Source organism: Paracoccus aestuariivivens (genome assembly GCF_009711225.1).
Lineage (GTDB): Bacteria > Pseudomonadota > Alphaproteobacteria > Rhodobacterales > Rhodobacteraceae > Paracoccus > Paracoccus aestuariivivens.
In genome coordinates this window covers 498,532-521,473 of sequence record NZ_WMIE01000001.1, presented here as the reverse complement: position 1 = coordinate 521,473, position 22,942 = coordinate 498,532, and the positions used below count along the sequence as shown (strand labels likewise).

At 62.6% G+C, this 22,942-nt stretch carries 22 protein-coding genes and 2 tRNA genes; 18 read left to right on the top strand and 6 right to left on the bottom strand.

All coding sequences use genetic code 11. From position 1 onward, the window contains the following. Window positions 1–71: 71 nt before the first annotated feature. Both GL286_RS02635 and GL286_RS02630 read left to right on the top strand, forming a co-directional pair. Window positions 72–386 (top strand): antibiotic biosynthesis monooxygenase, encoded by a 315-nt coding sequence (locus GL286_RS02635; protein ID WP_155093976.1) that lies wholly within the window; start codon window positions 72–74, stop codon window positions 384–386. A 27-nt stretch (window positions 387–413) separates the two neighbouring features. Next, entirely contained in the window at window positions 414–1,466 is a 1,053-nt protein-coding gene (locus tag GL286_RS02630) for a glycosyltransferase family 61 protein (RefSeq protein ID WP_155093975.1), read from the top strand. A 116-nt stretch (window positions 1,467–1,582) separates the two neighbouring features. On the opposite strand, the gene GL286_RS02625 is transcribed toward GL286_RS02630, so the two are convergent. Together GL286_RS02625 and GL286_RS02620 are read right to left on the bottom strand one after the other, a co-directional pair. Beyond that, window positions 1,583–1,658, bottom strand: a tRNA-Lys gene (locus GL286_RS02625). A 227-nt stretch (window positions 1,659–1,885) separates the two neighbouring features. Beyond that, window positions 1,886–1,961, bottom strand: a tRNA-Lys gene (locus GL286_RS02620). Window positions 1,962–2,058: 97 nt separating this feature from the next. Between GL286_RS02620 and dapF the strand changes: the two genes are divergently transcribed. From dapF to GL286_RS02585, 7 genes are all read left to right on the top strand, one after another. After that, window positions 2,059–2,886, top strand: a complete 828-nt coding sequence (dapF, locus tag GL286_RS02615) for a diaminopimelate epimerase (RefSeq protein WP_155093974.1) — start codon at window positions 2,059–2,061, stop codon at window positions 2,884–2,886. Then, on the top strand, window positions 2,883–4,163 hold the full coding sequence (gene mtaB / locus GL286_RS02610; protein WP_155093973.1) for a tRNA (N(6)-L-threonylcarbamoyladenosine(37)-C(2))-methylthiotransferase MtaB: 1,281 nt from the start codon (window positions 2,883–2,885) through the stop codon (window positions 4,161–4,163). The genes dapF and mtaB overlap by 4 nt, the downstream gene beginning before the upstream one ends. A gap of 100 nt (window positions 4,164–4,263) precedes the next feature. Beyond that, on the top strand, window positions 4,264–5,181 hold the full coding sequence (locus tag GL286_RS02605; RefSeq protein WP_155093972.1) for a histone deacetylase family protein: 918 nt from the start codon (window positions 4,264–4,266) through the stop codon (window positions 5,179–5,181). Further along, on the top strand, window positions 5,178–5,414 hold the full coding sequence (locus GL286_RS02600; protein WP_155093971.1) for an exodeoxyribonuclease VII small subunit: 237 nt from the start codon (window positions 5,178–5,180) through the stop codon (window positions 5,412–5,414). Before GL286_RS02605 ends, GL286_RS02600 begins: the two co-directional genes overlap by 4 nt. After that, a complete protein-coding gene (locus GL286_RS02595; RefSeq protein ID WP_155093970.1) occupies window positions 5,414–6,277 on the top strand; it encodes a polyprenyl synthetase family protein in 864 nt (287 codons plus the stop codon). Before GL286_RS02600 ends, GL286_RS02595 begins: the two co-directional genes overlap by 1 nt. A 23-nt stretch (window positions 6,278–6,300) precedes the next feature. After that, window positions 6,301–8,232: a 1-deoxy-D-xylulose-5-phosphate synthase gene (dxs, locus tag GL286_RS02590; RefSeq protein WP_155093969.1), complete on the top strand. Its 1,932-nt coding sequence runs from the start codon at window positions 6,301–6,303 to the stop codon at window positions 8,230–8,232. Window positions 8,233–8,361: 129 nt separating this feature from the next. Beyond that, entirely contained in the window at window positions 8,362–9,117 is a 756-nt protein-coding gene (locus tag GL286_RS02585) for a COG3650 family protein (protein WP_246184805.1), read from the top strand. On the opposite strand, the gene GL286_RS02580 is transcribed toward GL286_RS02585, so the two are convergent. Next, complete coding sequence (locus tag GL286_RS02580; RefSeq protein ID WP_155093968.1) at window positions 9,114–9,965, bottom strand: SDR family oxidoreductase; 852 nt, start codon at window positions 9,963–9,965, stop codon at window positions 9,114–9,116. The genes GL286_RS02585 and GL286_RS02580 overlap by 4 nt on opposite strands. Further along, window positions 9,962–10,948, bottom strand: a complete 987-nt coding sequence (locus GL286_RS02575) for an LLM class flavin-dependent oxidoreductase (protein WP_155093967.1) — start codon at window positions 10,946–10,948, stop codon at window positions 9,962–9,964. The genes GL286_RS02580 and GL286_RS02575 overlap by 4 nt, the downstream gene beginning before the upstream one ends. Window positions 10,949–11,043: 95 nt before the next feature. Between GL286_RS02575 and GL286_RS02570 the strand changes: the two genes are divergently transcribed. The 3 genes from GL286_RS02570 (at window position 11,044) to GL286_RS02560 (ending at window position 14,064) form a co-directional block, all read left to right on the top strand. Next, window positions 11,044–12,528: an AMP nucleosidase gene (locus GL286_RS02570; protein WP_211596165.1), complete on the top strand. Its 1,485-nt coding sequence runs from the start codon at window positions 11,044–11,046 to the stop codon at window positions 12,526–12,528. A 153-nt stretch (window positions 12,529–12,681) separates the two neighbouring features. Then, window positions 12,682–12,981, top strand: a complete 300-nt coding sequence (locus GL286_RS02565) for an HU family DNA-binding protein (RefSeq protein WP_155093966.1) — start codon at window positions 12,682–12,684, stop codon at window positions 12,979–12,981. A gap of 162 nt (window positions 12,982–13,143) precedes the next feature. Continuing rightward, window positions 13,144–14,064, top strand: a complete 921-nt coding sequence (locus GL286_RS02560; RefSeq protein ID WP_155093965.1) for a DMT family transporter — start codon at window positions 13,144–13,146, stop codon at window positions 14,062–14,064. Here GL286_RS02560 and GL286_RS02555 read toward each other — a convergent pair. Then, window positions 14,019–14,612 (bottom strand): glutathione S-transferase family protein, encoded by a 594-nt coding sequence (locus GL286_RS02555; protein WP_155093964.1) that lies wholly within the window; start codon window positions 14,610–14,612, stop codon window positions 14,019–14,021. The two genes, GL286_RS02560 and GL286_RS02555, sit on opposite strands and share 46 nt — an antisense overlap. Before the next feature lie 60 nt (window positions 14,613–14,672). Here GL286_RS02555 and GL286_RS02550 point away from each other — a divergent pair, with 60 nt between their 5' ends. Beyond that, window positions 14,673–15,374, top strand: a complete 702-nt coding sequence (locus GL286_RS02550) for a helix-turn-helix transcriptional regulator (RefSeq protein ID WP_155093963.1) — start codon at window positions 14,673–14,675, stop codon at window positions 15,372–15,374. On the opposite strand, the gene GL286_RS02545 is transcribed toward GL286_RS02550, so the two are convergent. Beyond that, complete coding sequence (locus GL286_RS02545; RefSeq protein WP_155093962.1) at window positions 15,352–16,755, bottom strand: aminotransferase class V-fold PLP-dependent enzyme; 1,404 nt, start codon at window positions 16,753–16,755, stop codon at window positions 15,352–15,354. The two genes, GL286_RS02550 and GL286_RS02545, sit on opposite strands and share 23 nt — an antisense overlap. 90 nt (window positions 16,756–16,845) lie before the next feature. Here GL286_RS02545 and GL286_RS02540 point away from each other — a divergent pair, with 90 nt between their 5' ends. From GL286_RS02540 to pdeM, 5 genes are read left to right on the top strand one after another with little or no spacing between them, the layout of a single operon-like run. Beyond that, window positions 16,846–17,322, top strand: coding sequence for an Lrp/AsnC family transcriptional regulator (locus GL286_RS02540; protein WP_155093961.1), 477 nt, complete (start codon window positions 16,846–16,848; stop codon window positions 17,320–17,322). Between the two features lie 30 nt (window positions 17,323–17,352). After that, complete coding sequence (locus tag GL286_RS02535) at window positions 17,353–18,345, top strand: ligase-associated DNA damage response exonuclease (RefSeq protein WP_155093960.1); 993 nt, start codon at window positions 17,353–17,355, stop codon at window positions 18,343–18,345. After that, a complete protein-coding gene (locus tag GL286_RS02530; protein WP_155093959.1) occupies window positions 18,342–19,889 on the top strand; it encodes a cisplatin damage response ATP-dependent DNA ligase in 1,548 nt (515 codons plus the stop codon). Before GL286_RS02535 ends, GL286_RS02530 begins: the two co-directional genes overlap by 4 nt. Next, window positions 19,886–22,285 (top strand): ligase-associated DNA damage response DEXH box helicase, encoded by a 2,400-nt coding sequence (locus tag GL286_RS02525; protein WP_155093958.1) that lies wholly within the window; start codon window positions 19,886–19,888, stop codon window positions 22,283–22,285. The genes GL286_RS02530 and GL286_RS02525 overlap by 4 nt, the downstream gene beginning before the upstream one ends. Next, entirely contained in the window at window positions 22,282–22,938 is a 657-nt protein-coding gene (gene pdeM, locus GL286_RS02520) for a ligase-associated DNA damage response endonuclease PdeM (protein ID WP_170295016.1), read from the top strand. Before GL286_RS02525 ends, pdeM begins: the two co-directional genes overlap by 4 nt. Window positions 22,939–22,942 lie beyond the last annotated feature (4 nt).

The following is a 22,942-nucleotide window of genomic DNA, read 5'->3' as shown; positions in this document are numbered from 1 at the left end:
GTTGTCAGGGCTGCCTCGATGTTGCCTGATGAAAATCGAGTGCGCCGTATTTTGCCCGACGAGGATCCCGAATGCTCATCCAGCTTGTCCATATTCAGGTCCGACCGGGCCAGCGGGATGCCTTTATCGAAGCGTTCCGCCTGAACTGGGAAGGCGCGCAATCCGAGCCGGGAAATATCCGCTTTGATCTGCTGAGCGATCCCGAAGACGAGAACAGCTTTTCGATCTACGAAATCTTTGAAAACGAGGCTGCGCTGGACGCCCATCGCGCCACCGAACATTATCGCCGTTGCATCGCATTGATCGACCCCTTGTCCGAAGGGCGGCGCAGCAAGCGCTTCTTTGCGCCCGTCCTTGTCGAAGGGCGTGCCGCCGAGCGAGCATAATTTCGACCCGAGTCATAAAGTGGGCCCATGCTGAATCCTTTACGCCCCTATAGCGCGCGGATGCGACGGCTGCTTCGGCTTGCCGAGCCGGATTTCATGGCAGGCGCGGTAGAAAGCTGGCAGATTGCTCCGGCTGATACGCATCGGGTCTATCCGGCCAGTTATTTGCCCGGGCAGATCGATCGCATCAGGGCCAGCGTGTTTGCGTCGTTGACCGAGGCGATTTCGGTCCTGACCCGTGACGGAGAAGAACGCGAAAGCCCGACCATGGGGTGGCGGTTCCGCGATATCGATCTGGTGGATGGTGTTCTGTATCGCGACGGGGCCGAGTTCCATCTGCGCAACCGTGCAAGGCGCTTCGGATTTGCATTCCAGCCTCAACAAGCGATCAGCGGCGCGCTTTACGAAACATGGACGACGAATCGCTGGTTCGGCAGCTGGTTGATGGAGGCATTGGCCGCCTGGCCGCTCGCCCAGCAGTCAGGACACGCCCTGACGACCGCCGTCGCACCTAGATCGGGCAGCCATGCCGCACGCTACGAAAAATTGCTGGGTGTCGTGCCCGAACGCCTGTCAGGCGATGTGCATTTCGACGAGTTGATCCTGTTTGGCGATCAGGCAAACAATGCCGACAAGATCCGCCGTCAGGTCGAGATCCGCGACAGGCTGATCGCGGGCAGGAATATCGTGCCCGTGCCCGGCGTGTTTCTGTTGCGCGGCAAAGGCGGCGATCTACGGTATTTGCAGAATGAACGCGAACTCGCAGACCGTCTGGCCAATGAACGCGGCTACCTAGTCGTGGACCCCATGGCCATGACAGTTGACGAACTGATGAATGTTTGTGGCGGGGCTCGCGTCATCACCGGCGTCGAAGGCAGCCATCTGGTTCACGGCATTATCGCTGCTCCGGCAGGCGCGGCCATCGTACCGATCCAGCCACCCGACAGGGTCGCCGCGACCCTGAAGGGTCTGAGTGATCGCTTAGGGCAAAGATTCGGGCTGGTCGTGGCCGAGGGCAACGATACGGTCTTTACGCTCGACTGGCACGATCTGGCACTGACGCTGGATCTTTTCGACTGAGCGCGTCCGCTAAGACGACTGATCGTCCTGGATTTACTTGTGCGTTATGTCCATGTGGCTGGCGGCCGTGGATTACTCGCCACCTGTCGCAAACGGATGATCTGTTTGGGAAAAAGTGGTGAGCCCGACAGGATTCGAACCTGTGACCCACTGATTAAAAGTCAGTTGCTCTACCAACTGAGCTACGGGCCCATCGCACGAGGGGCTAACTAGAGGCGGTGGCCGGTGGGGTCAACCGCTTCTGTCGAGAAATCTCGAAGAAAACGTGGATTTCTTGGATTTAATGTTGCGAGCAACGAAACAGATGAAAAAAAACGGCATCCTCGCTTGACGGCGACGGTGCTTGATATTTCAAATGTTGCTGTGATTGCGGATGGAATTTCACCGCTTTCGTCAAGATTTTAGGTTCTTGAGAAAAGTGGTGAGCCCGACAGGATTCGAACCTGTGACCCACTGATTAAAAGTCAGTTGCTCTACCAACTGAGCTACGGGCCCATCGCACGGACGGCTAACTAGTGTCGGGGTGGTGTGCGGTCAAGCTGAAAAATCACGACCTCTGGAAAAAAGTTTTGGGCGAGCGTATGTGACCGGCATGGAACAGCAGCAAAACCTAGCCAATGGCGCTTCTCTGCCCTTCATGAAAATGCATGGGCTCGGCAATGATTTCGTTGTTATCGACGGTCGCAAGACTGGCGGTCAGCCCGAACCTGCCGTGATTGCGGCCATGGCGGACCGCCATTTCGGTATCGGATTCGACCAGTTGGCTGTGATCCTGCCTTCCGCCGAGGTCGACGCACGGTTGGTTTTCTACAATGCCGACGGCTCGATTTCGGGGGCCTGTGGCAATGCCACGCGCTGCGTCGCGCGCTATCTGCTGGACGAATCAGGCGCGTCCGAGCTGCGCATTGCCACCGACCATGCGATCCTGATTGCACAGGAAGCCGGAAATGGCCTGACCCGCGTGAATATGGGGCCGCCGGTGTTGGACTGGCGCAGGATTCCCTTGGCCGAGGATGTGGATACGCTGCATTTGCCGATCGAGGGCGATCCCGTCGCGACCGGAATGGGCAATCCGCATATGACCTTCTTTGTCGAAGATATCGGTGCGATCCATCTCGAGAATTTCGGCCCGATCCACGAAAATCATGCACTTTACCCCGAGCGCACCAATGTCGAGGTCGTGCAGATCGTCTCGCGCGATGAAATCATCCTGCGCATCTGGGAACGCGGCACGGGGATCACATTGGCTTCGGGGTCGTGCTCCTGTGCCTCGGTCGTGGCCGCAGCGCGTCGCGGGCTGACGAACCGTCGCGTCAAGGTGAACGTGCCCGGCGGTGTTCTGGAAATCGACTGGCGCGAGGACGGTGTCTGGATGACAGCCCCGACAGCGCATGTCTTCGACGGGATCTGGCGCGGATGAACGATCAGGCGAATCCTCCGGTTTTTGCGACACTCGGCTGCCGTCTTAACGCATATGAAACCGAGGCCATGCGAGAGATGGCCGAAACGGCGGGTCTTCAGGGCGCGGTGATCGTGAACACCTGCGCCGTCACCGCCGAGGCCGTGCGCAAGGCCCGTCAGGAAATTCGCCGCCTTGCCCGCGAGAATCCCGGCGCGCCCGTGATCGTCACCGGCTGTGCCGCGCAGACCGAACCCGAGACTTTCGCCGCCATGGCCGAAGTCACGCGCGTCATCGGCAACCATGAAAAGATGCAGCCGCAGACTTGGGATCAGATTCGAGGGGCCAACATCCAAGCTCCCGACCTGATCGGCCAGACCGAGAAGGTGCAGGTCGATGACATCATGTCGGTCAAGGAAACCGCCGGCCACCTGATCGACGGTTTCGGCCGCCATCGTGCTTATGTGCAGGTGCAGAATGGCTGCGATCACCGCTGCACCTTCTGCATCATCCCTTACGGTCGCGGCAATTCGCGTTCGGTTCCGGCGGGCGTGGTCGTCGATCAGATCAAGCGGTTGCGTGATCGGGGCTTCAACGAGGTCGTACTGACCGGAGTCGATCTGACCTCGTGGGGTGCGGATCTGCCGGGGACACCCCGTCTGGGCGATCTGGTCATGCGAATCCTGCGGCTGGTGCCTGATCTGCCGCGCCTGCGGATCAGCAGCATCGACAGTATCGAGGCGGACGAGAATCTGATGCTCGCCATCGCCAGCGAGCCGCGCCTGATGCCGCATCTGCATCTGTCCTTGCAGGCGGGCGACGACATGATCCTGAAACGGATGAAGCGCCGCCACCTGCGCGACGACGCCATCCGCTTCTGCGAGGATGCCCGCAAGCTGCGCCCCGGCATCGTGTTTGGCGCTGATATCATTGCCGGTTTCCCGACCGAGACCGAGGATATGTTCGAAAACAGCCTGAAGTTGGTCGATGATTGCGGCCTGACTTTCCTGCATGTTTTCCCATACTCGGCGCGCAAGGGGACTCCTGCCGCCCGGATGCCGCGTGTGGCCGGTCCGGCGATCAAGGATCGCGCCGCCAGATTGCGCGCTGCGGGCGATCTGGCCTTGTCGCGCCATCTTCAGGCACAGGTCGGCCAGTCGCGGTTGGTTCTGACCGAAGGGCCGCGGCTTGCCCGCACCGAGCACTTCACCGAAGTCTCGTTCGATCGTGACATGCCCGAAGGCACACTTTTGCAAGTCGAAATCACGGGCCATGACGGTCAGCGGCTGACGGCCTGATGCACGGGCAAGTGTTGCTTCTCCACACCGAGTCGTCCATTTCGACAGGTCGGGGAACAATTGCTTGCCCGGTGGTGAACTGCCGCATAATCGTGTGGAAATGACGCTTCTTTTTTCACATTCATCGGGAATTAGGCATGTTACGCCGCCCAGCCATCCGGAGCAGGTCGCCCGACTTGACGCCGTGATGGATGCGCTTTCCGGTCTGGAACTGGATCGTCGCGAGGCTCCTGACGCCACCGACGACGATATCTTGCGCTGCCATCCCGCAACATATCTGTCGTTTCTGCGCCGAAAGGTGCCGGAAAACGGCTGGACCATGCTGGACGCAGATACCTATCTTTGCCCCGACTCGCTGATTGCCGCACGTCATGCGGTCGGCGGGACCTGTGCCGCGGTCGATGCCGTTCTGTCGGGCGAGGCGGGCAGCGCCTTTGTGGCGATGCGTCCGCCCGGCCATCACGCCGAACGTACCCGCGCGATGGGGTTCTGCATTTTGAACTCGATTGCCATCGGGACGCAGCGGGCGCTGGACCATCATGGTCTGGACCGCGTCGCTGTGCTGGATTTCGATGTCCATCATGGCAATGGCACTCAGGATCTGTTGTGGGACGAACCGCGCGCCTTTTTCGCCTCGACCCATCAGTATCCGCTTTATCCCGGCACCGGCGGAGCCGCCGAACGCGGGGCGCATGACCAGATCATGAACGTGCCGCTGCATTCCGGCACCGACGGCGCTCCGGCGCGGGATGCATGGCGCGCGATCTGTCAGCGCGTGGTGGATTGGCGGCCCCAGCTTGTCCTGCTCTCGGCCGGTTTTGATGCCCATGCCGATGATCCCCTGGCTGCGCTCAGCTGGGATGACGGTGATTTCACGGCGATTTCCCGCATGATCTGCGACGCGGCGGCTGCATGTTCGGCACCTGTGGTATCGGTGCTCGAAGGCGGTTATGATCTTGCGGCTTTGGGCCGCACCGCGCGCGCCCATGTCGAAGTTCTGAGGGAGACGTCGCCATGACCGAGATCGAAACCATGTCCTTCGAGGATGCGATGCGCGAGCTTGAGGCGACGGTGGCCAAGCTTGAGCATGGCGAAGCCACGCTTGACGAATCCATCGCCCTGTACGAACGCGGCGCCGCCTTGCGCGCGCATTGTGACAAGGTGCTCCGCGCTGCCGAGGAACGGGTCGAGAAAATCACCCTTGCGGCCAACGGCCAGTCGACCGGATCGGTCCCGGTCGAGGGGTTGTGATGCAGCACCGCCTTGATGATGTGAAAGCGCAGGTTCAGGCCGCGCTGGATGAGGCCATGGCTAATTTGCCTGCGGGCGAGTTGACCGATGCGATGCGCTACGCCTGTATCGGTGGCAAGCGTTTGCGCGCGTTTCTGGTCATGGAATCGGCGCGGCTTTTCGGTCTGAGCGACCGTGAATCCCTACCTGTCGCTGCTGCTGTCGAGGCGCTGCATGCCTATAGTCTGGTCCATGACGATCTGCCGTCGATGGACAATGACGATCTGCGTCGGGGACTTCCGACCTGTCACATCCAATGGTCCGAGGCGACCGCGATCCTTGCCGGAGACGCGCTGCAATCGCTGGCCTTCGGCCTGTTGACCGAGACCCAGATCAGCGGCCCCGAAGCCCGCCTGTCGCTGATCCGCGCCTTTGCCGAAGCCGTTGGCGCGCGGGGTATGGTCTGGGGGCAGGCGCTGGATATCGCCGCCGAAACCGCGATCCAGCCTTTGGATCTGGTCGCGATCAAACGGCTGCAAAGCGCCAAAACCGGCGCGCTGATCGTGTTCTCGGCCACTGCTGGCGCGATCATGGCTGGCGAAGATACGGCGGCGCTGACCGAATATGCCCGCAATATCGGTCTGGCCTTCCAGATTCAGGATGACATTCTGGACGTGACCGGAAGCGAGGCGCAGACCGGCAAGCGTCTGAACAAGGACGGAACGGCGAACAAAGCCACGTTTGTGTCTTTGCTGGGACTCGAGGGCGCGCAGGACAAAGCACGCAAACTCGTGCGTAGCGCAGAAGCCGCACTTGAGCCATTTGGCGACGAAGCCGGAAACCTGCGCGATCTTGCGCGGTTTATCATCGAACGCGACGCCTGAAATATCCGACGAAAGGGTCAGCCATGAGCCAGACCGACCATCCCGACCGCCCTGCGACGCCGGTGCTTGACCGCGTCAGCCTGCCCTCGGACATGAAGGCGCTGACCGACCGCGAACTGATCCAGCTTGCCGATGAACTTCGCGCCGAGACGATCAGTGCTGTGTCCACGACCGGCGGCCATCTGGGCGCGGGTTTGGGCGTGGTCGAATTGACCGTCGCCCTGCACGCCGTTTTCGACACGCCGCGTGACAAGATCATCTGGGATGTCGGCCACCAGTGCTATCCGCACAAGATCCTGACCGGCCGGCGTGACCGTATCCGCACCTTGCGCACCGAAGGGGGGCTCTCGGGCTTCACCAAGCGCTCGGAAAGCCCCTTTGACCCGTTCGGGGCGGGACACAGTTCGACCTCGATCAGCGCGGCACTGGGTTTTGCTATGGCGCGGGAACTGGGCGGCGATCCGGGCGATGCGATTGCGGTGATCGGCGACGGCGCGATGACTGCCGGCATGGCCTTCGAGGCGCTGAACAATGCGGGCGATCTGGGCAAGCGCCTGTTCGTGGTGCTGAACGACAACGAGATGTCGATTGCGCCCCCGACGGGTGCGCTGTCGCGCTATCTGACCCGGCTCTATGGCGAAAGGCCGTTCCAGGATCTCAAGGCCGTCGCAAAAGGGGCGGTGGGCTATCTGCCGACGCCGATTCAGGAAGGAGCCCGTCGCGCCAAGGAAATGCTCAAGGGCATGACCATCGGCGGCACCCTGTTCGAGGAACTGGGCTTTTCCTATGTCGGCCCGGTCGATGGCCATGACCTGAGCCAGCTTCTGCCGCTGCTGCGCACCCTGCGCGAGCGTGCGACCGGCCCGGTGCTGATCCATGCGGTGACGAAGAAGGGCAAGGGCTATGGCCCGGCCGAGCGCGCCGCCGACAAGGGTCACGCCACCGCGAAATTTGATGTGGCGACCGGAACGCAGGCCAAGGCCAAGTCGAACGCGCCGAGCTATACGGCGGTCTTTGCCCGCGCCTTGCTCGATCAGGCATCGCGCGACGACAAGATCGTGGCCGTGACCGCCGCCATGCCAGACGGCACCGGCCTGAATCTGTTCGCCGAGCGTTTCCCGCGCCGCTGCTTTGATGTCGGCATCGCCGAGCAACATGCCGTGACCTTTGCGGCGGGGCTTGCGGCGGGCGGGATGAAGCCTTTCTGCGCGCTTTATTCGACCTTCCTGCAACGCGGTTACGATCAGGTGGTGCATGATGTGGCGATCCAGCGCCTGCCAGTGCGTTTCGCCATCGACCGCGCGGGTCTGGTTGGCGCGGATGGCGCGACCCATGCCGGAGCCTATGACATCGCTTTTATGGCGAACCTGCCGGGCATGGTCGTCATGGCCGCCGCGGACGAGGCCGAACTGGTCCATATGGTTGCGACCGCCGCTGCCTATAGCGATGGCCCCATCGCCTTCCGCTATCCCCGCGGCGAGGGGATGGGCGTCGAAATGCCCGAGCGCGGCGAGCCGATCGAAATCGGCAAAGCCCGTGTGATTGTCGAGGGCAAGCGTGTCGCGATCCTGTCCTTGGGCACGCGGCTGGCCGAAGTGATGCGGGCGCATGAAGCTTTGACGGCGCGCGGCATCCATCCGACCATCGTTGACGCACGCTTTGCCAAGCCGCTTGATCGCGACCTGATCCTGCGCCTTGCCCGCACGCATGAGGCGCTGATCACGGTCGAAGAGGGCGCGGTCGGCGGCTTCGGCTCGCTGGTGGCACAGCTTCTGTCGGATGAGGGCGTGTTCGACAACGGATTGCGTTTCCGTCAGATGGTCCTGCCCGACACGTTCATCGACCACGCCAGTCCCGAGGCGATGTATCGCGAGGCCCGCATGTGTGCCCCCGATATCGAAGCCAAGGTGCTTGAGGTTCTGGGCGTGGCACAAATCGGTGAAAAGCGGGCCTGATAAGTAGCTCGGCCAGAAGATCAAGAGCAGGGGTGGTGCTAGACTGGATTCGACCCAACCGCTGCCTTTGTTCGACGCGAAGTTTTTGATGTGACCCGTGTTCACGGACTGTTTGACAGGAAGATCTCGATGCTGCGTATCCTCATGACTGGATTGGCACTGTCTATGCCCTTGGCGGCTATTGCGCAGAAGGCGCCAACCGAGGCACCAGCGGATGCGGCCGCTCCCGCGCCCCAGCCCGATAAACCGGCCGAGGCGGCGTCAACTGACGCCGCGGCGGCTGCGACGCCTGCGCCCGAGGCCAAGGCTCAGGAAAAGCCGCCGGAATTTCTGCCCAATCTTTACGATGTGACCGTGGTCGAGACCTGGGACACCCTGAATGTCCGCGAAACGCCGGACGGGCAGGCCAAAGTCATCGCGACCTTGCCCGCAACGGCCAAGGGTGTCGAACTGATCGCCCGTGATGCTACGGGGAAATGGGGCAAGGTCAACGCGGGTGAACAAACGGGCTGGGTCGCGATGCGTTTTCTCAAGCCCGAGCAGGGCGTCTGGCAGGCGGCGTCGCTGCCGCAAAGTCTGCATTGCAGCGGGACCGAGCCGTTCTGGTCGCTCAAGGCCAGCAAGTCGGGCATAACATTCTCTGAGCCCGATCAGGCCGAACGTCAGCTTGAGCTGCGCAAGGTCATGGATCGCGGTATCGAGGGTGAGCCGACGCGCGGCCTGATCGCCGGAGACGACAAGGGGCGTGTCACCGCCTTCGTGCGACCGGCGCAATGCAGCGACGGCATGTCCGATCGCGCTTTCGGGCTGGCTGTCTCGGTCATCCTTGACGGAGCCGAGATGCCGTCGCGGATGCTGACCGGCTGCTGCTCGATCGCGCGTTAGGTCTCGGTGGCCAGAAGAGCTGCCAGTCCGCAGCGGTAATCGGGATAGCGCAGCGTCACGCCCAGATCGTCCTTGATGCGCTGGTTCGAGACGCGCTTGCTTTCGGCATAGAACGACCGCGCCATCGCGGTCATCTGTGCCGTCGCGAAATCCTCGGCGGGGGGCAGGGGAAGTCCCAGCAATCGGGCGGCATGGGCGATGACGTCTTCGGGCGGTGCGGGATCGTCGTCGCACAGGTTGTAGATCGCTCCGGCGCGTGGCTGCCTGATCGAGGCCATCAGCACTTGCGCGATATCTTCGGCATGGATGCGGGAAAACACCTGACCCTGCTTGATGATGCGCCGCGCTGTTCCTGACCGCACCTTGGCGAACGGACCACGCCCCGGACCGTAGATTCCCGCCAGCCGGAAGATATGCAGCGGCAAGTCGTTCGCGGCAGCCAAAGCCTGCCATTCGGCCTCGGCCGCAACACGTTCATGCCCGCGACGGGTAGAGGGGGTCAGCGGCGTGTCTTCAGTGACCCAGCCACCCGCGTGATCGCCATAGACGCCGGTCGTGGACAGATAGCCCAGCCAACGCGGGGTGGCGCACGCGATGACGTCTCCAAATGCCGCAATGGCGGGATCGTGGCCATGTTCCGGACCTGCCGAGATCAGGATCGCGTCCGCCGAGGCGATGTGCGTCCGGATCTCGGGCTCATCCCCCGGCCAAAGCAGAGGGATGGCCCCGAGGCTGGCGACGCGCTCGGGCGCGCTTCGGCTGGTCCCCGCAACCTCCCATCCCCTAGCCAGCAGAAGCGGGGTCAGGAATCCGGCGGAATAGCCATGGCCAAGGACAAGCAGTTTCATGGGCGGTTTCGCAGGATCTCGGCCGCGATGGCGAAGGACCGGTGGCGAGCGGCGGGATCGTAGATGTTGCCGACAAGGATCAGTTCATCCGGCGCATAACGCGCGATCAACTCGTCCAGCCGTGCCGCGACGGTTTCCGGCGCACCGACGGCACTGACCGACAGGGCCTGCTGAACCGAACCCATGACCGAGGCCGGTATCGCCTCGTGGACATCATCCACTGGCGCAGGCAGCAGACCCGGAGAGCCAAGCCGCAGACGCGCGAAACTGATCATCTGGCTGGTCCGCAACCGCTGGGCCTCAGCATCGGTGTCGGCTGCGATGACGTTCACGGCGAGCATGAAGCGCGGGCTGCTGCCGAATGCGGTGTCTTGAAAGCGTTCCCGATAAAGCTGCACGGCCTGATCCAGATCGCCGGGGGCGAAGTGGCTGGCGAAGGAGTAGGGCAGACCCAGTGCCGCCGCGAGGCTGGCACCGTATAGTGATGATCCCAGAATCCAGACCGGAACATTGGTGTTCTGGCCGGGATGGGCGGCAACCTGAACTCCGGGTTGGGCGGGGCCGAAATAGCGGATGAGTTCGATCACCTCGTTCGGGAAGTCGTCGTTGCGCGACATGCCCCGCCGCAAGGCGTGCATCACGGCGCCATCGCCGCCGGGCGCGCGGCCAAGGCCAAGGTCGATCCGGTCGCCGTGGATGGTCGCAAGTGTGCCGAATTGTTCCGCAATGGCCAAGGGCGCGTGGTTCGGCAGCATTACCCCGCCCGCACCGACGCGGATGGATTTCGTATGGCTCGCGACATGGTTGATCAGGACCGAGGTCGCGGCGCTGGCAATGCCGGGCATATTGTGATGTTCGGCCAGCCAGAACCGATGATAGCCCCAGCCTTCGGCGGCCTGCGCCAGCGCCACGGAATTGGCGATGGCCTGACGGGCGTCCGAGCCTTCGGCGACGACAGCAAGATCTAGTATCGAAAATTGCATCTGGATCACTCCTTTGCAGTTCAGATAGGCGCGGCGTTGGCCGCTTGCCAGTCCCGATGCCCGCTGGCACAGTTCCCGAAAAAGGAGCAGCGCGCATGATGACCGACCGCCGGCAATTGCCCGTCGACACCCCCCCGCCCGCAGAGATGGTTTATTTCGACGATCCCGACGCGGCTGTACAGCACCTGATCGCCTTGTACGAGCGTGCCTCGCATTTCCTGCTGGACCGCTTCGTGCTGACGCTTCAGGGTGAAACGCCGAAGGCGCGGTACCGTGCGTTCTATCCTGAATTGCGCATGATCGTTTCAAGCCACGCAAAGGTTGATTCGCGCTTGTCCTTTGGCCATGTCGCGCTGCCGGGCAGTTACGCCACCACGGTGACGCGCCCCGATCTGTTCCGCGGCTACCTGACCGAGCAGATCGGCCTGATCATGAAGAATCACGGCGTCGAGGTCGCGGTGGGCGATAGCGACACGCCGATGCCGGTGCATTTCGCGGTCGCCACGCAAAGCGATCTGAACGTCCCGCAGGAAGGCGTGCTGAGTTTCTCGCTGCGCGATGTCTTCGACGTGCCCGACCTGAACACGATGAACGACGACATCGTCAACGGCACGTCTGGCCCGAATCCGGATGGCAGCCAGCCGCTTGCGCCATTCACGGCGCAGCGGGTGGATTACTCACTGGCGCGTCTGGCGCATTACACTGCGACCTTGCCCGAGCATTTCCAGAATTTCGTTCTGTTTACCAACTACCAGTTCTACGTCGACGAATTCGAGGCTTTCGCCCGCCGCGCGCTTGGCGATCCCGATTCCGGCTATACGGAATTCGTCGCTCCGGGGAACCAGATCCTCGAGCGTCCCGAGGATGTGATCGCCACCGGCGCGAAAACGCCCCAGATGCCTGCCTATCACCTGAAGCGGCCTGACGGGGACGGCATCACGCTGGTCAATATCGGCGTTGGCCCTTCGAATGCGAAGACGGCGACGGACCATATCGCGGTGCTGCGGCCACATGCATGGCTGATGGTCGGGCATTGCGCGGGGCTACGGAACAGCCAGTCCTTGGGCGATTTCGTTCTGGCCCATGCCTATCTGCGCGAGGATCACGTTCTGGACGACGACCTGCCGGTCTGGGTTCCGATTCCGGCATTGGCCGAGGTTCAGGTCGCCTTGCAAGAAGCCGTCGCCGAGGTCACACGACTGGATGGCTACGAACTCAAGCGTATCATGCGGACGGGAACTGTCGCCACGATCGATAACCGCAACTGGGAGCTTCGCGACCAGTCCGGACCGGTCCAGCGCCTGTCACAATCGCGTGCTGTGGCGCTGGATATGGAAAGTGCCACCATTGCCGCGAACGGTTTCCGCTTCAGGGTGCCGTATGGTACGCTACTTTGTGTCAGCGACAAGCCCCTGCATGGCGAGCTGAAGCTTCCGGGCATGGCGACCGACTTCTATCGTACGCAAGTTGCGAACCATTTGCTGATCGGCATCCGCGCGATGGAAAAGCTGCGGGCGACTCCTCTGGACCGAATCCATTCGCGCAAGTTGCGCTCGTTCAACGAGACGGCGTTCCTGTAATGCGTCGGAAACCAGCCCGTTTCGTAGCGTTTGCAGGGGATAACCCTGCAAAAATGGCTTGAACCCATCGCAAAAAGCTTGTGTAGCGACGCGCATGCCGCCAAGGTGGCGTCCGAAAATTTCCCGAATGGGAAACAACGAGGAGACAGACTAATGGCTCAGGCCGCTTCCAAACCGTTGACCAAGACCCAGCTGGTCGCCACGCTGGCCGAAGAAATGGGCAGCGACAAGAAAACCGCTGCTGCTGCGCTGGACGCGCTTTCGGCCGTTGTTGCGAAGACCGTCGCCGATGGCGGCGCGCTCACGCTGCCGGGCATCGGCAAGGTCGCCTGCCGTGCGCGTCCCGAGCGTCAGGTCCGTAATCCGCAGACCCAGGAAATGATGACGAAGCCCGCCGACAAGGTGATCAAGGTCACCATCGCGAAAGCGCTGAAAGACAGCGTCAACGCCTGATATCGGGTTTCCCCTTTTGGGGGCCGCGCAGAAATGCGCGGCCCTTTTTTGATGCGCGGTTTTCTGCGAGAGCGGATCTGGTCGCGAAACGCGGGGCTTTTGCCTTGCGTGTGCCTTTCCATCTGTTAGCTCAACTGTGACGGTTTGACGCGGGGGTGCAGGATGGATTTACGGGCCATTTCGATGGGGGTCGGTTTCGCGCTGCTCTGGTCCTCGGCTTTCACCACCACCCGGATCATCGTGATGGCCGCGCCGCCGCTGACGGCTTTGGTGATCCGCTTTGCGCTTTCGGCGGTCGTGGCGATCCCCTTGGCGCTGGCGATGGGGCAAAGCCTGCGCCTGACCCGTGCCGAGTGGAAGACCGTGATCGTCTTTGGCCTTTGCCAGAACGCTTTGTATCTGGGGCTGAACTGGATCGCGATGCAGCATGTCGAGGCCTCGGCCGCGGCGATCATCGCCTCGATGATGCCGCTGGTCGTGGCGTTTCTGGGCTGGCTGCTTTACTCGGAAAAGCTGCGTCCCGTCGCCGTCATCGGTCTGATCGCGGGCGTGATCGGCGTGTGTCTGATCATGGGCGTGCGCCTGCAGCACGGGTTGGACATTCCGGGCCTGATCATGTGCCTGATCGCGGTTGTCGCGCTGGCCGTGGCGACCTTGGCCGCCCGGGGGGCAAGCGGCAGCCGCAATATGATGACCATTGTGGCGATGCAGATGGCAGTGGGGGCAGCCATGTTGCTGGTGCCCGCCATGGTGCTGGAATGGGGCCGCCCCGTCGAGTGGAGCGGCAAGCTGGTCTGGTCCTTCGTCTATACCGTCATCGCGCCGGGGATCGGCGCGACGTGGCTGTGGTTCTTGCTGGTCAATCAGGTCGGCGCCGTTCGGGCCGCGACCTTTCACTTCCTGTCCCCGTTGTTCGGGGTGGCCATCGCGGCCGCCCTGTTGGGGGAAAGATTCGGCGCGTCCGACGTGATCGGGGCAGGAATTGTGGCGGCTGGCATCCTTATGGTTCAGATCGCCAAGATCCCTGCCGCTGCTGCTCAGTCGTCAAACGCCGCCGCCTGCGAAATCGACGGGCGGGACTGAACCCGACCGACCCAGTCAGATATCGTCGAGGACCGCCGCATGTCGTCTCCGAAGAACATGAACGGCCCCGCGACCAGCAGATCGGCCGCCGAGAACTTGTCGCCAAGCAGCCAAGTTTGCTTGGACAGGATTTCGTCCAGACGCGCCAGAACGGTGTCGTAGTCGCGGAAGGTCGCTTCGATCACCGGATGCTTGAGGCCGGCGAATTGCAGGACCGCGACCGGCTCGAACACGCCCTGATACCAGAACAGCCAGCTCAGATATTCGCCACGTTTCGGGTCTCCGGGCAGGGGGCCCATGCCGCCTTCGGGGAACAGGTCCGTCAGATACAGCATGATCGCGCCGCGTTCGCGGATATGATCGTTGCCGTTGACCAGATAGGGCACCTTGCCCTCGGGATGGGGGTTCGCGGGGTCGCGCCCGCCCGAGCCGTCGAAGCGGGGAATCCCGACCTGCCTGATCTGGACCTCGTCCAGAACGTCCAGTTCGACAAGCAGGGTAACGATGCTGGTCGAGCGACTCTTCGGTGAATGAAATAGGGTTAGCATCTTGGCCTCCGGTTTTGACCGGTTCAGGATGCGCCTCGCCTGCTGACAGAAGGTGACAGCATGTCCCGTACTGACCGACTGATGCGCCTGATGGATGCGCTGCGCCGGCTGCCTGCTCCGGTCACGGCCGCGCGTCTGGCCGACGAGACGGGCGTGTCCTTGCGCCAGCTTTACCGTGACATAGCCACCCTGCGCGCCGGAGGGGCGTTGATCGACGGTGAGGCGGGGGTGGGTTATTGCCTGACCGAAGACCCGGCGCTACCGCCGCAAAGCTTCTCGCGGCTCGAGATCGAGGCATTGCTGCTGGCCATTTCCGGTCTGCAGACGCTGGGCGATGAAACGCTGAGCCGCGCAGGCGAGGATGCTTTGGCCCGCATCATCGCGACCTTGCCGGAATCGCAGGGCCGTCACGCCATGCATGCGACGATGCGCCTGTTCCGGGCCAATGCCCAGCGACCGGCGACCCGCATCGACATGGATCTGCTGCGCCAGTCGCTATGGGACGAGCAGAGCCTGTTGATCGACTATCTGGATCTGCGTGACCGGCCCAGCACGCGCGAGATCTGGCCGCTGGGCATGAGCTATAGCGACAACAGCATCACCCTGCTGGCGCATTGCCAGCTGCGCGGGGATTTCCGCGTCTTTCACGTTCCGCGAATCCAGACGATGCAGCGCGGCCCGACCAGTTTCCGGCCGCGCCGCGTCGCTTTGCTGCGGGATTATGTGACCGCGCGGCAGGCTACTCGGCCGCCAGAGGCGTGAAGATCGCCGTCGCGCGGTCGCAGCGATAGTGCCGCAGATACTCCGGTGCGTGGTCGGCAAGGTTGCAGACCGCATCGAGAATTGCGTCGATTTCGGCACAAGGCGCGGCCCAGCACAGGTTCAGCCGCACGAATCCCGGCTTTTCGGTCTCTTCTCCGGCAAGGATCGCGGCGCGGAGCCGGTCGGATTCCGCGCGATCAAGACCCAGCAGGTGGTGGACATAGGGACCGGCGCAGGCGCAACCGCCGCGGGCCTGAACACCATACAGGTCGGACAGCATCCGCGTTGCCAATTGTTGATGGATAAAGCCGCCTTGCCCGTCACGAATGCGGAAGCTGAAAAAGGGCAGGCGTGGGGCTGTCAGATTCCCCAGCAGCTCGATCCGTGGATGGGATGACAGCCGCTTCAGTCCCAGTGCCAGCCATTCGGCGTTCCTCGCATCAAGCGCGTCCTGCCCGACCGCTGCCTTGGTCAGGAATACCAGCGCCGCGCGGATATCGCCGACGACATTCGGCGTCCCTGCTTCCTCGCGAGCCTCCAGTGATGTCGAATAATCATGCCCCCCGGGAGAGACGAAACGCACCGTACCGCCGCCGGGAAGGGTGGGGCGTCCGGTCGTGACGGCATCGCGGCGCAGGATCATCACGCCCGACGCCCCCGGCCCGCCGATGAACTTGTGCGGAGAGGTGACGACAGCGTCCATGCCCAGTTGCATGTCGATCGGTAGGTAGGGCGCGCCTCCGGCATAGTCCCAGACGGATTTCGCATTGGCGCGTTTCAGGATGGTCGTCACGCGCGCCACATCGGTCAGCGTGCCTGTGACATTCGATGCCGCCGAGAATGCCCCGATGACCGGCCCTTGGGCCTGCTGCAATGCCGCGTGCAGGGCATCCAGATCGGGGCCACCATTGGCTGCCTCGGGGATGTCCACGATTCTGGCTCCGCTTTCGCGCCAAGGCAGGATGTTCGAGTGATGCTCGTAGGGGCCGATCAGAACCGTCGTGTCGGGACCGACGCCCAGCAGATGGACCAGACGGTTGATGCCTTGCGTCGCGCCGGATCCGGTGAAGATCAAGGCGTGTTCCGGCCCCGCACCGACACATTCCGCAATTGCTGCCCGTGCCGCGCGTCGCATGCGGGTCATCGCGCCGCCACAATGGCTCGCCTCGGTGTGGCTGTTGGCGTACCAAGGCAGGATGTGTTCCATCACCCATGTCTCGATCAAGCGCAGCGCCCGCCCCGAGGCGATGTAATCGGCATAGATCAGTGGCCGCAGGCCGAACGGTCCGTCGATCATCGCATCCCGACCGATCAGGCCGTTATGGATGGTTTGCAGGGGGCTATCACCCAAAAGGGCGAGATAACTGTCAAAGGGGGGCATGGTGTTCCTCGTACTCCAAGCCCATCTTGACCCGAATGCGATAGATAATCATTTTCAAACTTTGCGCAGATTCGGAGATATGGTTGTCAAATGCCAAGCTATGATCGGGATTTCGACGAGATTGACAACAGGCTGCTGGCCTTGCTTCAAGGCGATGCCAGCCTGTCGCAGCGCGATCTGGCCGAGCGTGTCGGCCTGTCGCAGAACGCCTGCTGGCGCCGGTTGAACCGCTTGACCGAGACAGGGGTGCTGAAAGGCAGCCGTGCCGTGGTCGATCCTTCGGCGTTGGGGCTGCAACTGACGGTCTTCATCATGATCCGGACCCGTCACCATGATGATGCATGGGCACGGCGTTTTCGCGCCCGGATCGAGGCCCAACCTGAAATCGTCGCCTTCCACCGGATCGGTGGCGAATGGGATTACATGGCCAAGGCGGTGACGACCGGAATGGCGGGTTATGATGCGCTGTACAAGCGATTGATCGTCGACATGGATCTGGAACGCGTCACCGGCGTTTTCTCTATGGAGACCATATTCGAGGGGCGGCCGTTGGTCTCTCCGGGTTGATTTTCACGAAATGTTCTACATGTTCGGGATATGCGCGCCGATTCCATCCTGTTCCCGACAGAGTCCGGCCTTTACTGTCCCGAGGGCGGATTCCATATCGACCCGCTTCGTCCGGTCGAACGGGCGCTGATTACCCACGGCCATAGTGACCACGCACGATCGGGTCACGGCGCGGTTATGGCGACGCGCGAAACGCTGGACATCATGCGCCTGCGGATGGGGCCGGATTTTGCCGCATCGACCCAGATTGCCGACGGGCCAACGCGGATCGGCGGGGTCACCGTCAGTTTCCATCCGGCGGGGCATGTGCTGGGATCGGCCCAGATTGCCGTGACGCCGGACAGGGGGCCGAAGATCGTGGTCTCGGGCGACTATTGCCGAGCGCCAAACCCGACCTGCCTGCCATTCGAGCCCGTGCCTTGCGATGTTTTCGTGACCGAAGCGACATTCGGGCTGCCGGTATTCCGCTTTCCCGAACCTTTGACGCAGGCCGCAAAACTGCTTGCCAGCATGGCCGAGTTCCCCGATCGGCAGCATCTGATCGGAGCCTATGCCTTGGGCAAGGCGCAACATGTCATCTCGCTGGTGCGCGAGGCAGGCTATGCTGCCCCTATTGCGATCCATGGCGCGTTGAAGACGCTATGCGACTATTACATCGGGCAAGGAGTCGATCTGGGCGAGTTGATCCCAGCGACCGCCGATGAGGTTCCGGCGCAGCTTGTGATTGCCCCGCCCTCGGCATTCGCCAGCCTTTGGGTGCAGCGGTTCCGCGATCCGGTGATCGGCTTTGCCTCGGGGTGGATGGCGGTGCGCGCCCGCGCCCGACAGCGCGGCGTGGAACTGCCCCTGATCATCAGCGATCACGTCGATTGGCCGTCTCTCACCGCCACCCTGACCGAATTGGCCCCGTCCGAGGTCTGGGTCACCCACGGCACCGAGGACGGGGTGATCCGTTGGTGCGAACTGGCGCAGACCCCCGCGCGTCCCCTGCGTCTGGTCGGTTACGAGGACGAAGCGGAATGAAAGCCTTTGCGAGCCTGCTCGAGCGTCTTGCCTTCACGCCGTCGCGCAATGCCAAGCTGCAACTGGTGCGGCATTATCTTGAACGCACGCCGGATCCGGACCGAGGATGGGCACTGGCTGCCATGACCGGTGACCTGCAATTGCGGACCGTCACCCCGTCGATGCTGCGTGGCTTGGCGGCAGAGCGGTTGGACGAAAAGCTGCTTGCCTTGAGTTACGATTTTGTCGGAGACCTTGCCGAAACCATCGCGCTGGTCTGGCCCGATGGGGCCGAGGACGATCCTTCGCTGTCGCAGGCGGTCGATCTGCTCCGGACCACGGGAAAGGTGGCGCTTCCGGCCGCGATCTCGGCGATGCTGGACCGGCTTGGCCCCTCCGAGCGTTTGGCATTTCTGAAGCTCGCGACCGGCAATCTGCGCGTCGGCTTTTCGGCCCGCATGGCGCGGATGGCGTTGGCTGGAATGGGAGGCCCTTCGGTTCCGGATCTGGAGGAGTTGTGGCACGGTCTGTCGCCCCCCTATGTGCCGCTTTTCGATTGGATCGCTGGCGGGGCGCGGCCTGAAAATGCGGCCCGCGCTCCGTTTCGTCCGGTGATGCTGGCAACGCCTACCGATCTGGAAGAATTGCGCGCGCTCTCGCCCGATGATTTTTACGCGGAATGGAAATGGGACGGCATCCGCGTGCAGGCGGTCAGCGATGAGGGCATCCGGCGACTGTATTCCCGCACCGGAGAGGATATCTCGGAAGCATTTCCCGATGTGATCGATGCGATGGATTTCGACGGAACCGCCGACGGCGAATTGTTGGTCCGGCGCGACGGCGAGATCGCTCCTTTCGGAGAATTGCAGAAAAGACTGAACCGGAAATCCGTCGGCAAAGGGCTGCTGGCAAGTCATCCCGCAGGGTTGCGTCTTTACGACTTGCTGATCTGGCTGGGTCGCGATCTGCGGTCCGAGCCATTGCATCAGCGTCGGGCCGTGCTTGACGCTGCCGATTTTGGCGATGCGCGCATCGATGTATCAAGCCTGCTGAAATTTGCGACTTGGGATGATCTGGCAAAGCTGCGCGCCGATCCTCCGGCGACGGTGATCGAGGGCGTGATGATCAAGCGTCGCGACAGCGCCTATGTCTCGGGTCGTCCGCGCGGGCCGTGGTTCAAATGGAAGCGCGATCCGATGGTTGTTGATGCGGTGCTGATCTATGCGCAGCGCGGGCATGGCAAACGCTCGGGGTTCCACTCGGACTTCACCTTCGGGCTTTGGGACGGGCCGGAGCTTGTGCCGGTCGGCAAGGCCTATTTCGGCTTCACCGATGCCGAGTTGCGTGAGTTGGACAAGTTCGTGCGCGCCAATACGACCGAACGTTACGGGCCGGTTCGGGCGCTGGCGCCGAAGCTGGTGGTCGAGGTCGCCTTCGAAGGGTTGAACAGGTCCAGCCGTCATCGTTCGGGCGTTGCAATGCGCTTTCCCCGGATCAGCCGCATCCGCTGGGACAAGCCCGCCGCCGAGGCCGATCATCTGGCCACGTTAGAGGCCCTGCTATGACCTTGCCGCCCGCCTTTCAGGATTGGTTTGCGAAACAAGGTTGGCAACCGCATCCGCACCAGTTGCAACTTCTAGCGGCGACCGGCGACAGTCTGTTGATCGCACCCACCGGCGGCGGCAAGACACTGGCCGGTTTCCTGCCTTCGCTGGTCGATCTGCAAGACGGTGCGCGATCCGGCTCGGTCCATACGCTTTACGTCTCGCCGCTCAAGGCGCTGACGGCGGATATCGGGCGCAATCTCGCGCGTCCTGTGGCGGATCTGGCGTTGCCGATCAGAGTCGAGGACCGGACCGGCGATACAGGCGCGACCCAACGCCGCCGTCAACGCGTCGATCCCCCCGGGATTTTGCTGACCACGCCCGAAAGCCTTGCCTTGATGCTCAGCTACCCCGAGGCCCCGACGATCTTTGGCGGTTTGCGTCGGGTCGTGCTGGACGAATTGCATGCCTTGGCGGAAAGCAAACGCGGTGATCAACTGATGCTGTGCCTCGCGCGACTGCGCGGCTTGGCTCCGGATTTGCGCGTCACCGGTCTGTCTGCCACGGTCGAGGACGCGCAGGCCTTGGCGGATTTCATGTCGGGCTCCAAGCCCGTTCATGTCATCAACGCCGATCCGGGGCCCGAACCCGACATTGCCATGCTGCCGACCGCCCAGCCCGCGCCGTGGTCGGGTGGAGGCGGTCACTACGCCATTCCCGAAGTGCTGCAAGCGATCCGTCAGGCCCGCACGACCATCGTCTTCATCAATACCCGCGCGCAGGCCGAACTGTTTTTTCAGGCGCTATGGGCCGCGAATGACGACAACCTGCCGATCGGACTTCACCACGGCAGCCTATCGCACGAAAGTCGGGCACGCGTCGAAGCGGCCATGGCGGCAGGTGAATTGCGCGCTGTCGTGGCGACCGGCAGCCTTGATTTGGGGATCGACTGGGGTGCGGTCGATCTGGTCATCCAGATCGGGGCGCCAAAGAATGTCAAACGTCTGGTTCAGCGGATCGGGCGGGCGAACCATCGCTACAATGCCCCCTCGAAAGCAAGGATCGTGCCAGCGAACCGTTTCGAGCAGATCGAATGCGTGGCCGCGCTCCAGGCGGTGCAAGCGCGCGATCTGGATGGTGATCCGCGTGGGCCGGGACCGTTGGATGTGCTGTGCCAGCATATCCTGCTGACCGCCTGCACCGCGCCGTTCGATGCAGAGACGCTTTACGCCGAGGTCGCGACGGCGGGGCCTTATCGCGAACTTGCCCGCGCGGATTTCGATGCCTGTCTCGATTTTGCGGCGACCGGAGGTTACGCGCTGCGGGCCTATGACCGCTGGCAAAGGCTGATGCTGCGCGACGGGCTGTGGCGTCTACGCGATCCGCGCGCCGCCAGACTTTTGCGCATGAATGTCGGAACCATCGTCGAGGCCGAGATGGTCCGCGTCCGTTTGCGCGGGCGTGGCGGCGCGCCATTGGGCGAGGTCGAAGAAGCCTTTGCGGCAAGCCTGACCCCCGGCGACAGCTTCCTGATCGGGGGGCGGGTCGTGCGGATGGACGCCATGCGGGACATGGTGATCGAGGTCACGCCGGATCCGCGCCAACAACCCAAGATTGCAGTCTATTCCGGCGTCAAGCTTGCGATGTCGACGCAATTGGCCCATCGGGTTTTGGCCCTGATCGGCGATCCCGCGCGTCATGCCGGTCTGGCACCGGACACGCGCGCTTGGCTTTCGCTTCAGGCGCGCGTCTCTAGCCTGCCAGAACCGGGGTTGCTGCTCTCGGAAAGCTTCCCCCATGCCGGACGGTGGCATTTCGCGCTTTATGGCTTTGCGGGCCGGAACGCCATGCAAACCTTGGGCCTGCTTCTGACCCGCGAGATGGAGGATGAGGGGCTAGGACCGCTAGGATTTCTTTCGACCGATTATGCGCTTCTGATCTGGTCGATGGACCCCGTCAGCGATCCGCGCCCGCTGCTGGCCGCAGAACGTCTGCGGGCCGGTCTTGGCGATTGGCTGGGCGAGAACGCGGTGATGAAGCGGACCTTCAGGAATGTGGCGACTGTCGCAGGGCTGATCCAGCGCAACATGCCCGGTTTGCGTAAGACCGGCAGGCAGGCGACATTCTCGAGCGATATTCTTTACGACACGCTCAGGAAATATGACCCGAACCACTTGCTACTGCGCGTTACCGCCGACGAAGCGGACAGGGGCTTGGTCGATTTTGGCCGGATCGAGGAAATGCTGGCGCGCTCTCCGCGTCGCGAACATCGGATGCTGGATCGGGTATCGCCACTGGCTGCTCCTTTGCTTCTCGAAGTGGGCAAGATCCCGATCCGAGGTGAAGGGCGCGAACGTCTGGCCCAGATCGAGGCAGATGCGCTGATGCGCGAAGCCGGACTGGAGACGGTGGCGTGACCGGATATCCCTTTGATTTTCATGGATTCGGATTTGAAGCGCGGACTTCGGGCGCGCTTTGGTGGCCCGAGGGGCGCTGGCTGTTTGTGGCCGACCTGCATTTCGGCAAGTCCGAGCGCGTTGCCCGTCGGGGCGGGGCGTTGCTACCGCCCTATGAAGGGCAAGCCACGTTACAGCGGCTTGCTGCCGAAATAGGAACGCTTGATCCAAGGACGGTGGTGTGCCTTGGTGACAGCTTCGACGATCTGGCCGCGGTTCAGGCTTTGGACCTCCATATCGCTAGGTGTATATCGGATCTATCGGTCGACAGGGACTGGATCTGGGTCGTCGGAAACCATGATCCTGCCGAACCCAGGGGACTGACCGGACGCAGTGCTGCGGAATTGCGGCTTGGGCCCGTCACGCTCAGGCATTGCGCGATGGCAGGGCAAGGGCCTGATATTTCCGGGCATTTCCATCCGGTCGTCAGTTTGGCCGGTGAACGCCGGAAGGCCTTCGTCATTGGCGCGGAGCATCTGATCCTGCCCGCCTTCGGCACTTATACGGGCGGGTTGATTTGTGACGATCTGGCGATCCGGCGCTTGGTGCCGCAGGGGATCGCGATTGCCTGCGGACGCAAGGCGATGGCGCTGCCATTGCGGGCAAGGGCCTGAGTAA

Coding starts and splice junctions, on each gene's coding strand:
- GL286_RS02635 (WP_155093976.1), top strand. CDS start 72: ATGCTCATCCAGCTTGTCCATATTCAGGTCCGACCGGGCCAGCGGGAT.
- GL286_RS02630 (WP_155093975.1), top strand. CDS start 414: ATGCTGAATCCTTTACGCCCCTATAGCGCGCGGATGCGACGGCTGCTT.
- dapF (WP_155093974.1), top strand. CDS start 2,059: ATGGAACAGCAGCAAAACCTAGCCAATGGCGCTTCTCTGCCCTTCATG.
- mtaB (WP_155093973.1), top strand. CDS start 2,883: ATGAACGATCAGGCGAATCCTCCGGTTTTTGCGACACTCGGCTGCCGT.
- GL286_RS02605 (WP_155093972.1), top strand. CDS start 4,264: ATGACGCTTCTTTTTTCACATTCATCGGGAATTAGGCATGTTACGCCG.
- GL286_RS02600 (WP_155093971.1), top strand. CDS start 5,178: ATGACCGAGATCGAAACCATGTCCTTCGAGGATGCGATGCGCGAGCTT.
- GL286_RS02595 (WP_155093970.1), top strand. CDS start 5,414: ATGCAGCACCGCCTTGATGATGTGAAAGCGCAGGTTCAGGCCGCGCTG.
- dxs (WP_155093969.1), top strand. CDS start 6,301: ATGAGCCAGACCGACCATCCCGACCGCCCTGCGACGCCGGTGCTTGAC.
- GL286_RS02585 (WP_246184805.1), top strand. CDS start 8,362: ATGCTGCGTATCCTCATGACTGGATTGGCACTGTCTATGCCCTTGGCG.
- GL286_RS02580 (WP_155093968.1), bottom strand. CDS start 9,965: ATGAAACTGCTTGTCCTTGGCCATGGCTATTCCGCCGGATTCCTGACC.
- GL286_RS02575 (WP_155093967.1), bottom strand. CDS start 10,948: ATGCAATTTTCGATACTAGATCTTGCTGTCGTCGCCGAAGGCTCGGAC.
- GL286_RS02570 (WP_211596165.1), top strand. CDS start 11,044: ATGATGACCGACCGCCGGCAATTGCCCGTCGACACCCCCCCGCCCGCA.
- GL286_RS02565 (WP_155093966.1), top strand. CDS start 12,682: ATGGCTCAGGCCGCTTCCAAACCGTTGACCAAGACCCAGCTGGTCGCC.
- GL286_RS02560 (WP_155093965.1), top strand. CDS start 13,144: ATGGATTTACGGGCCATTTCGATGGGGGTCGGTTTCGCGCTGCTCTGG.
- GL286_RS02555 (WP_155093964.1), bottom strand. CDS start 14,612: ATGCTAACCCTATTTCATTCACCGAAGAGTCGCTCGACCAGCATCGTT.
- GL286_RS02550 (WP_155093963.1), top strand. CDS start 14,673: ATGTCCCGTACTGACCGACTGATGCGCCTGATGGATGCGCTGCGCCGG.
- GL286_RS02545 (WP_155093962.1), bottom strand. CDS start 16,755: ATGCCCCCCTTTGACAGTTATCTCGCCCTTTTGGGTGATAGCCCCCTG.
- GL286_RS02540 (WP_155093961.1), top strand. CDS start 16,846: ATGCCAAGCTATGATCGGGATTTCGACGAGATTGACAACAGGCTGCTG.
- GL286_RS02535 (WP_155093960.1), top strand. CDS start 17,353: ATGCGCGCCGATTCCATCCTGTTCCCGACAGAGTCCGGCCTTTACTGT.
- GL286_RS02530 (WP_155093959.1), top strand. CDS start 18,342: ATGAAAGCCTTTGCGAGCCTGCTCGAGCGTCTTGCCTTCACGCCGTCG.
- GL286_RS02525 (WP_155093958.1), top strand. CDS start 19,886: ATGACCTTGCCGCCCGCCTTTCAGGATTGGTTTGCGAAACAAGGTTGG.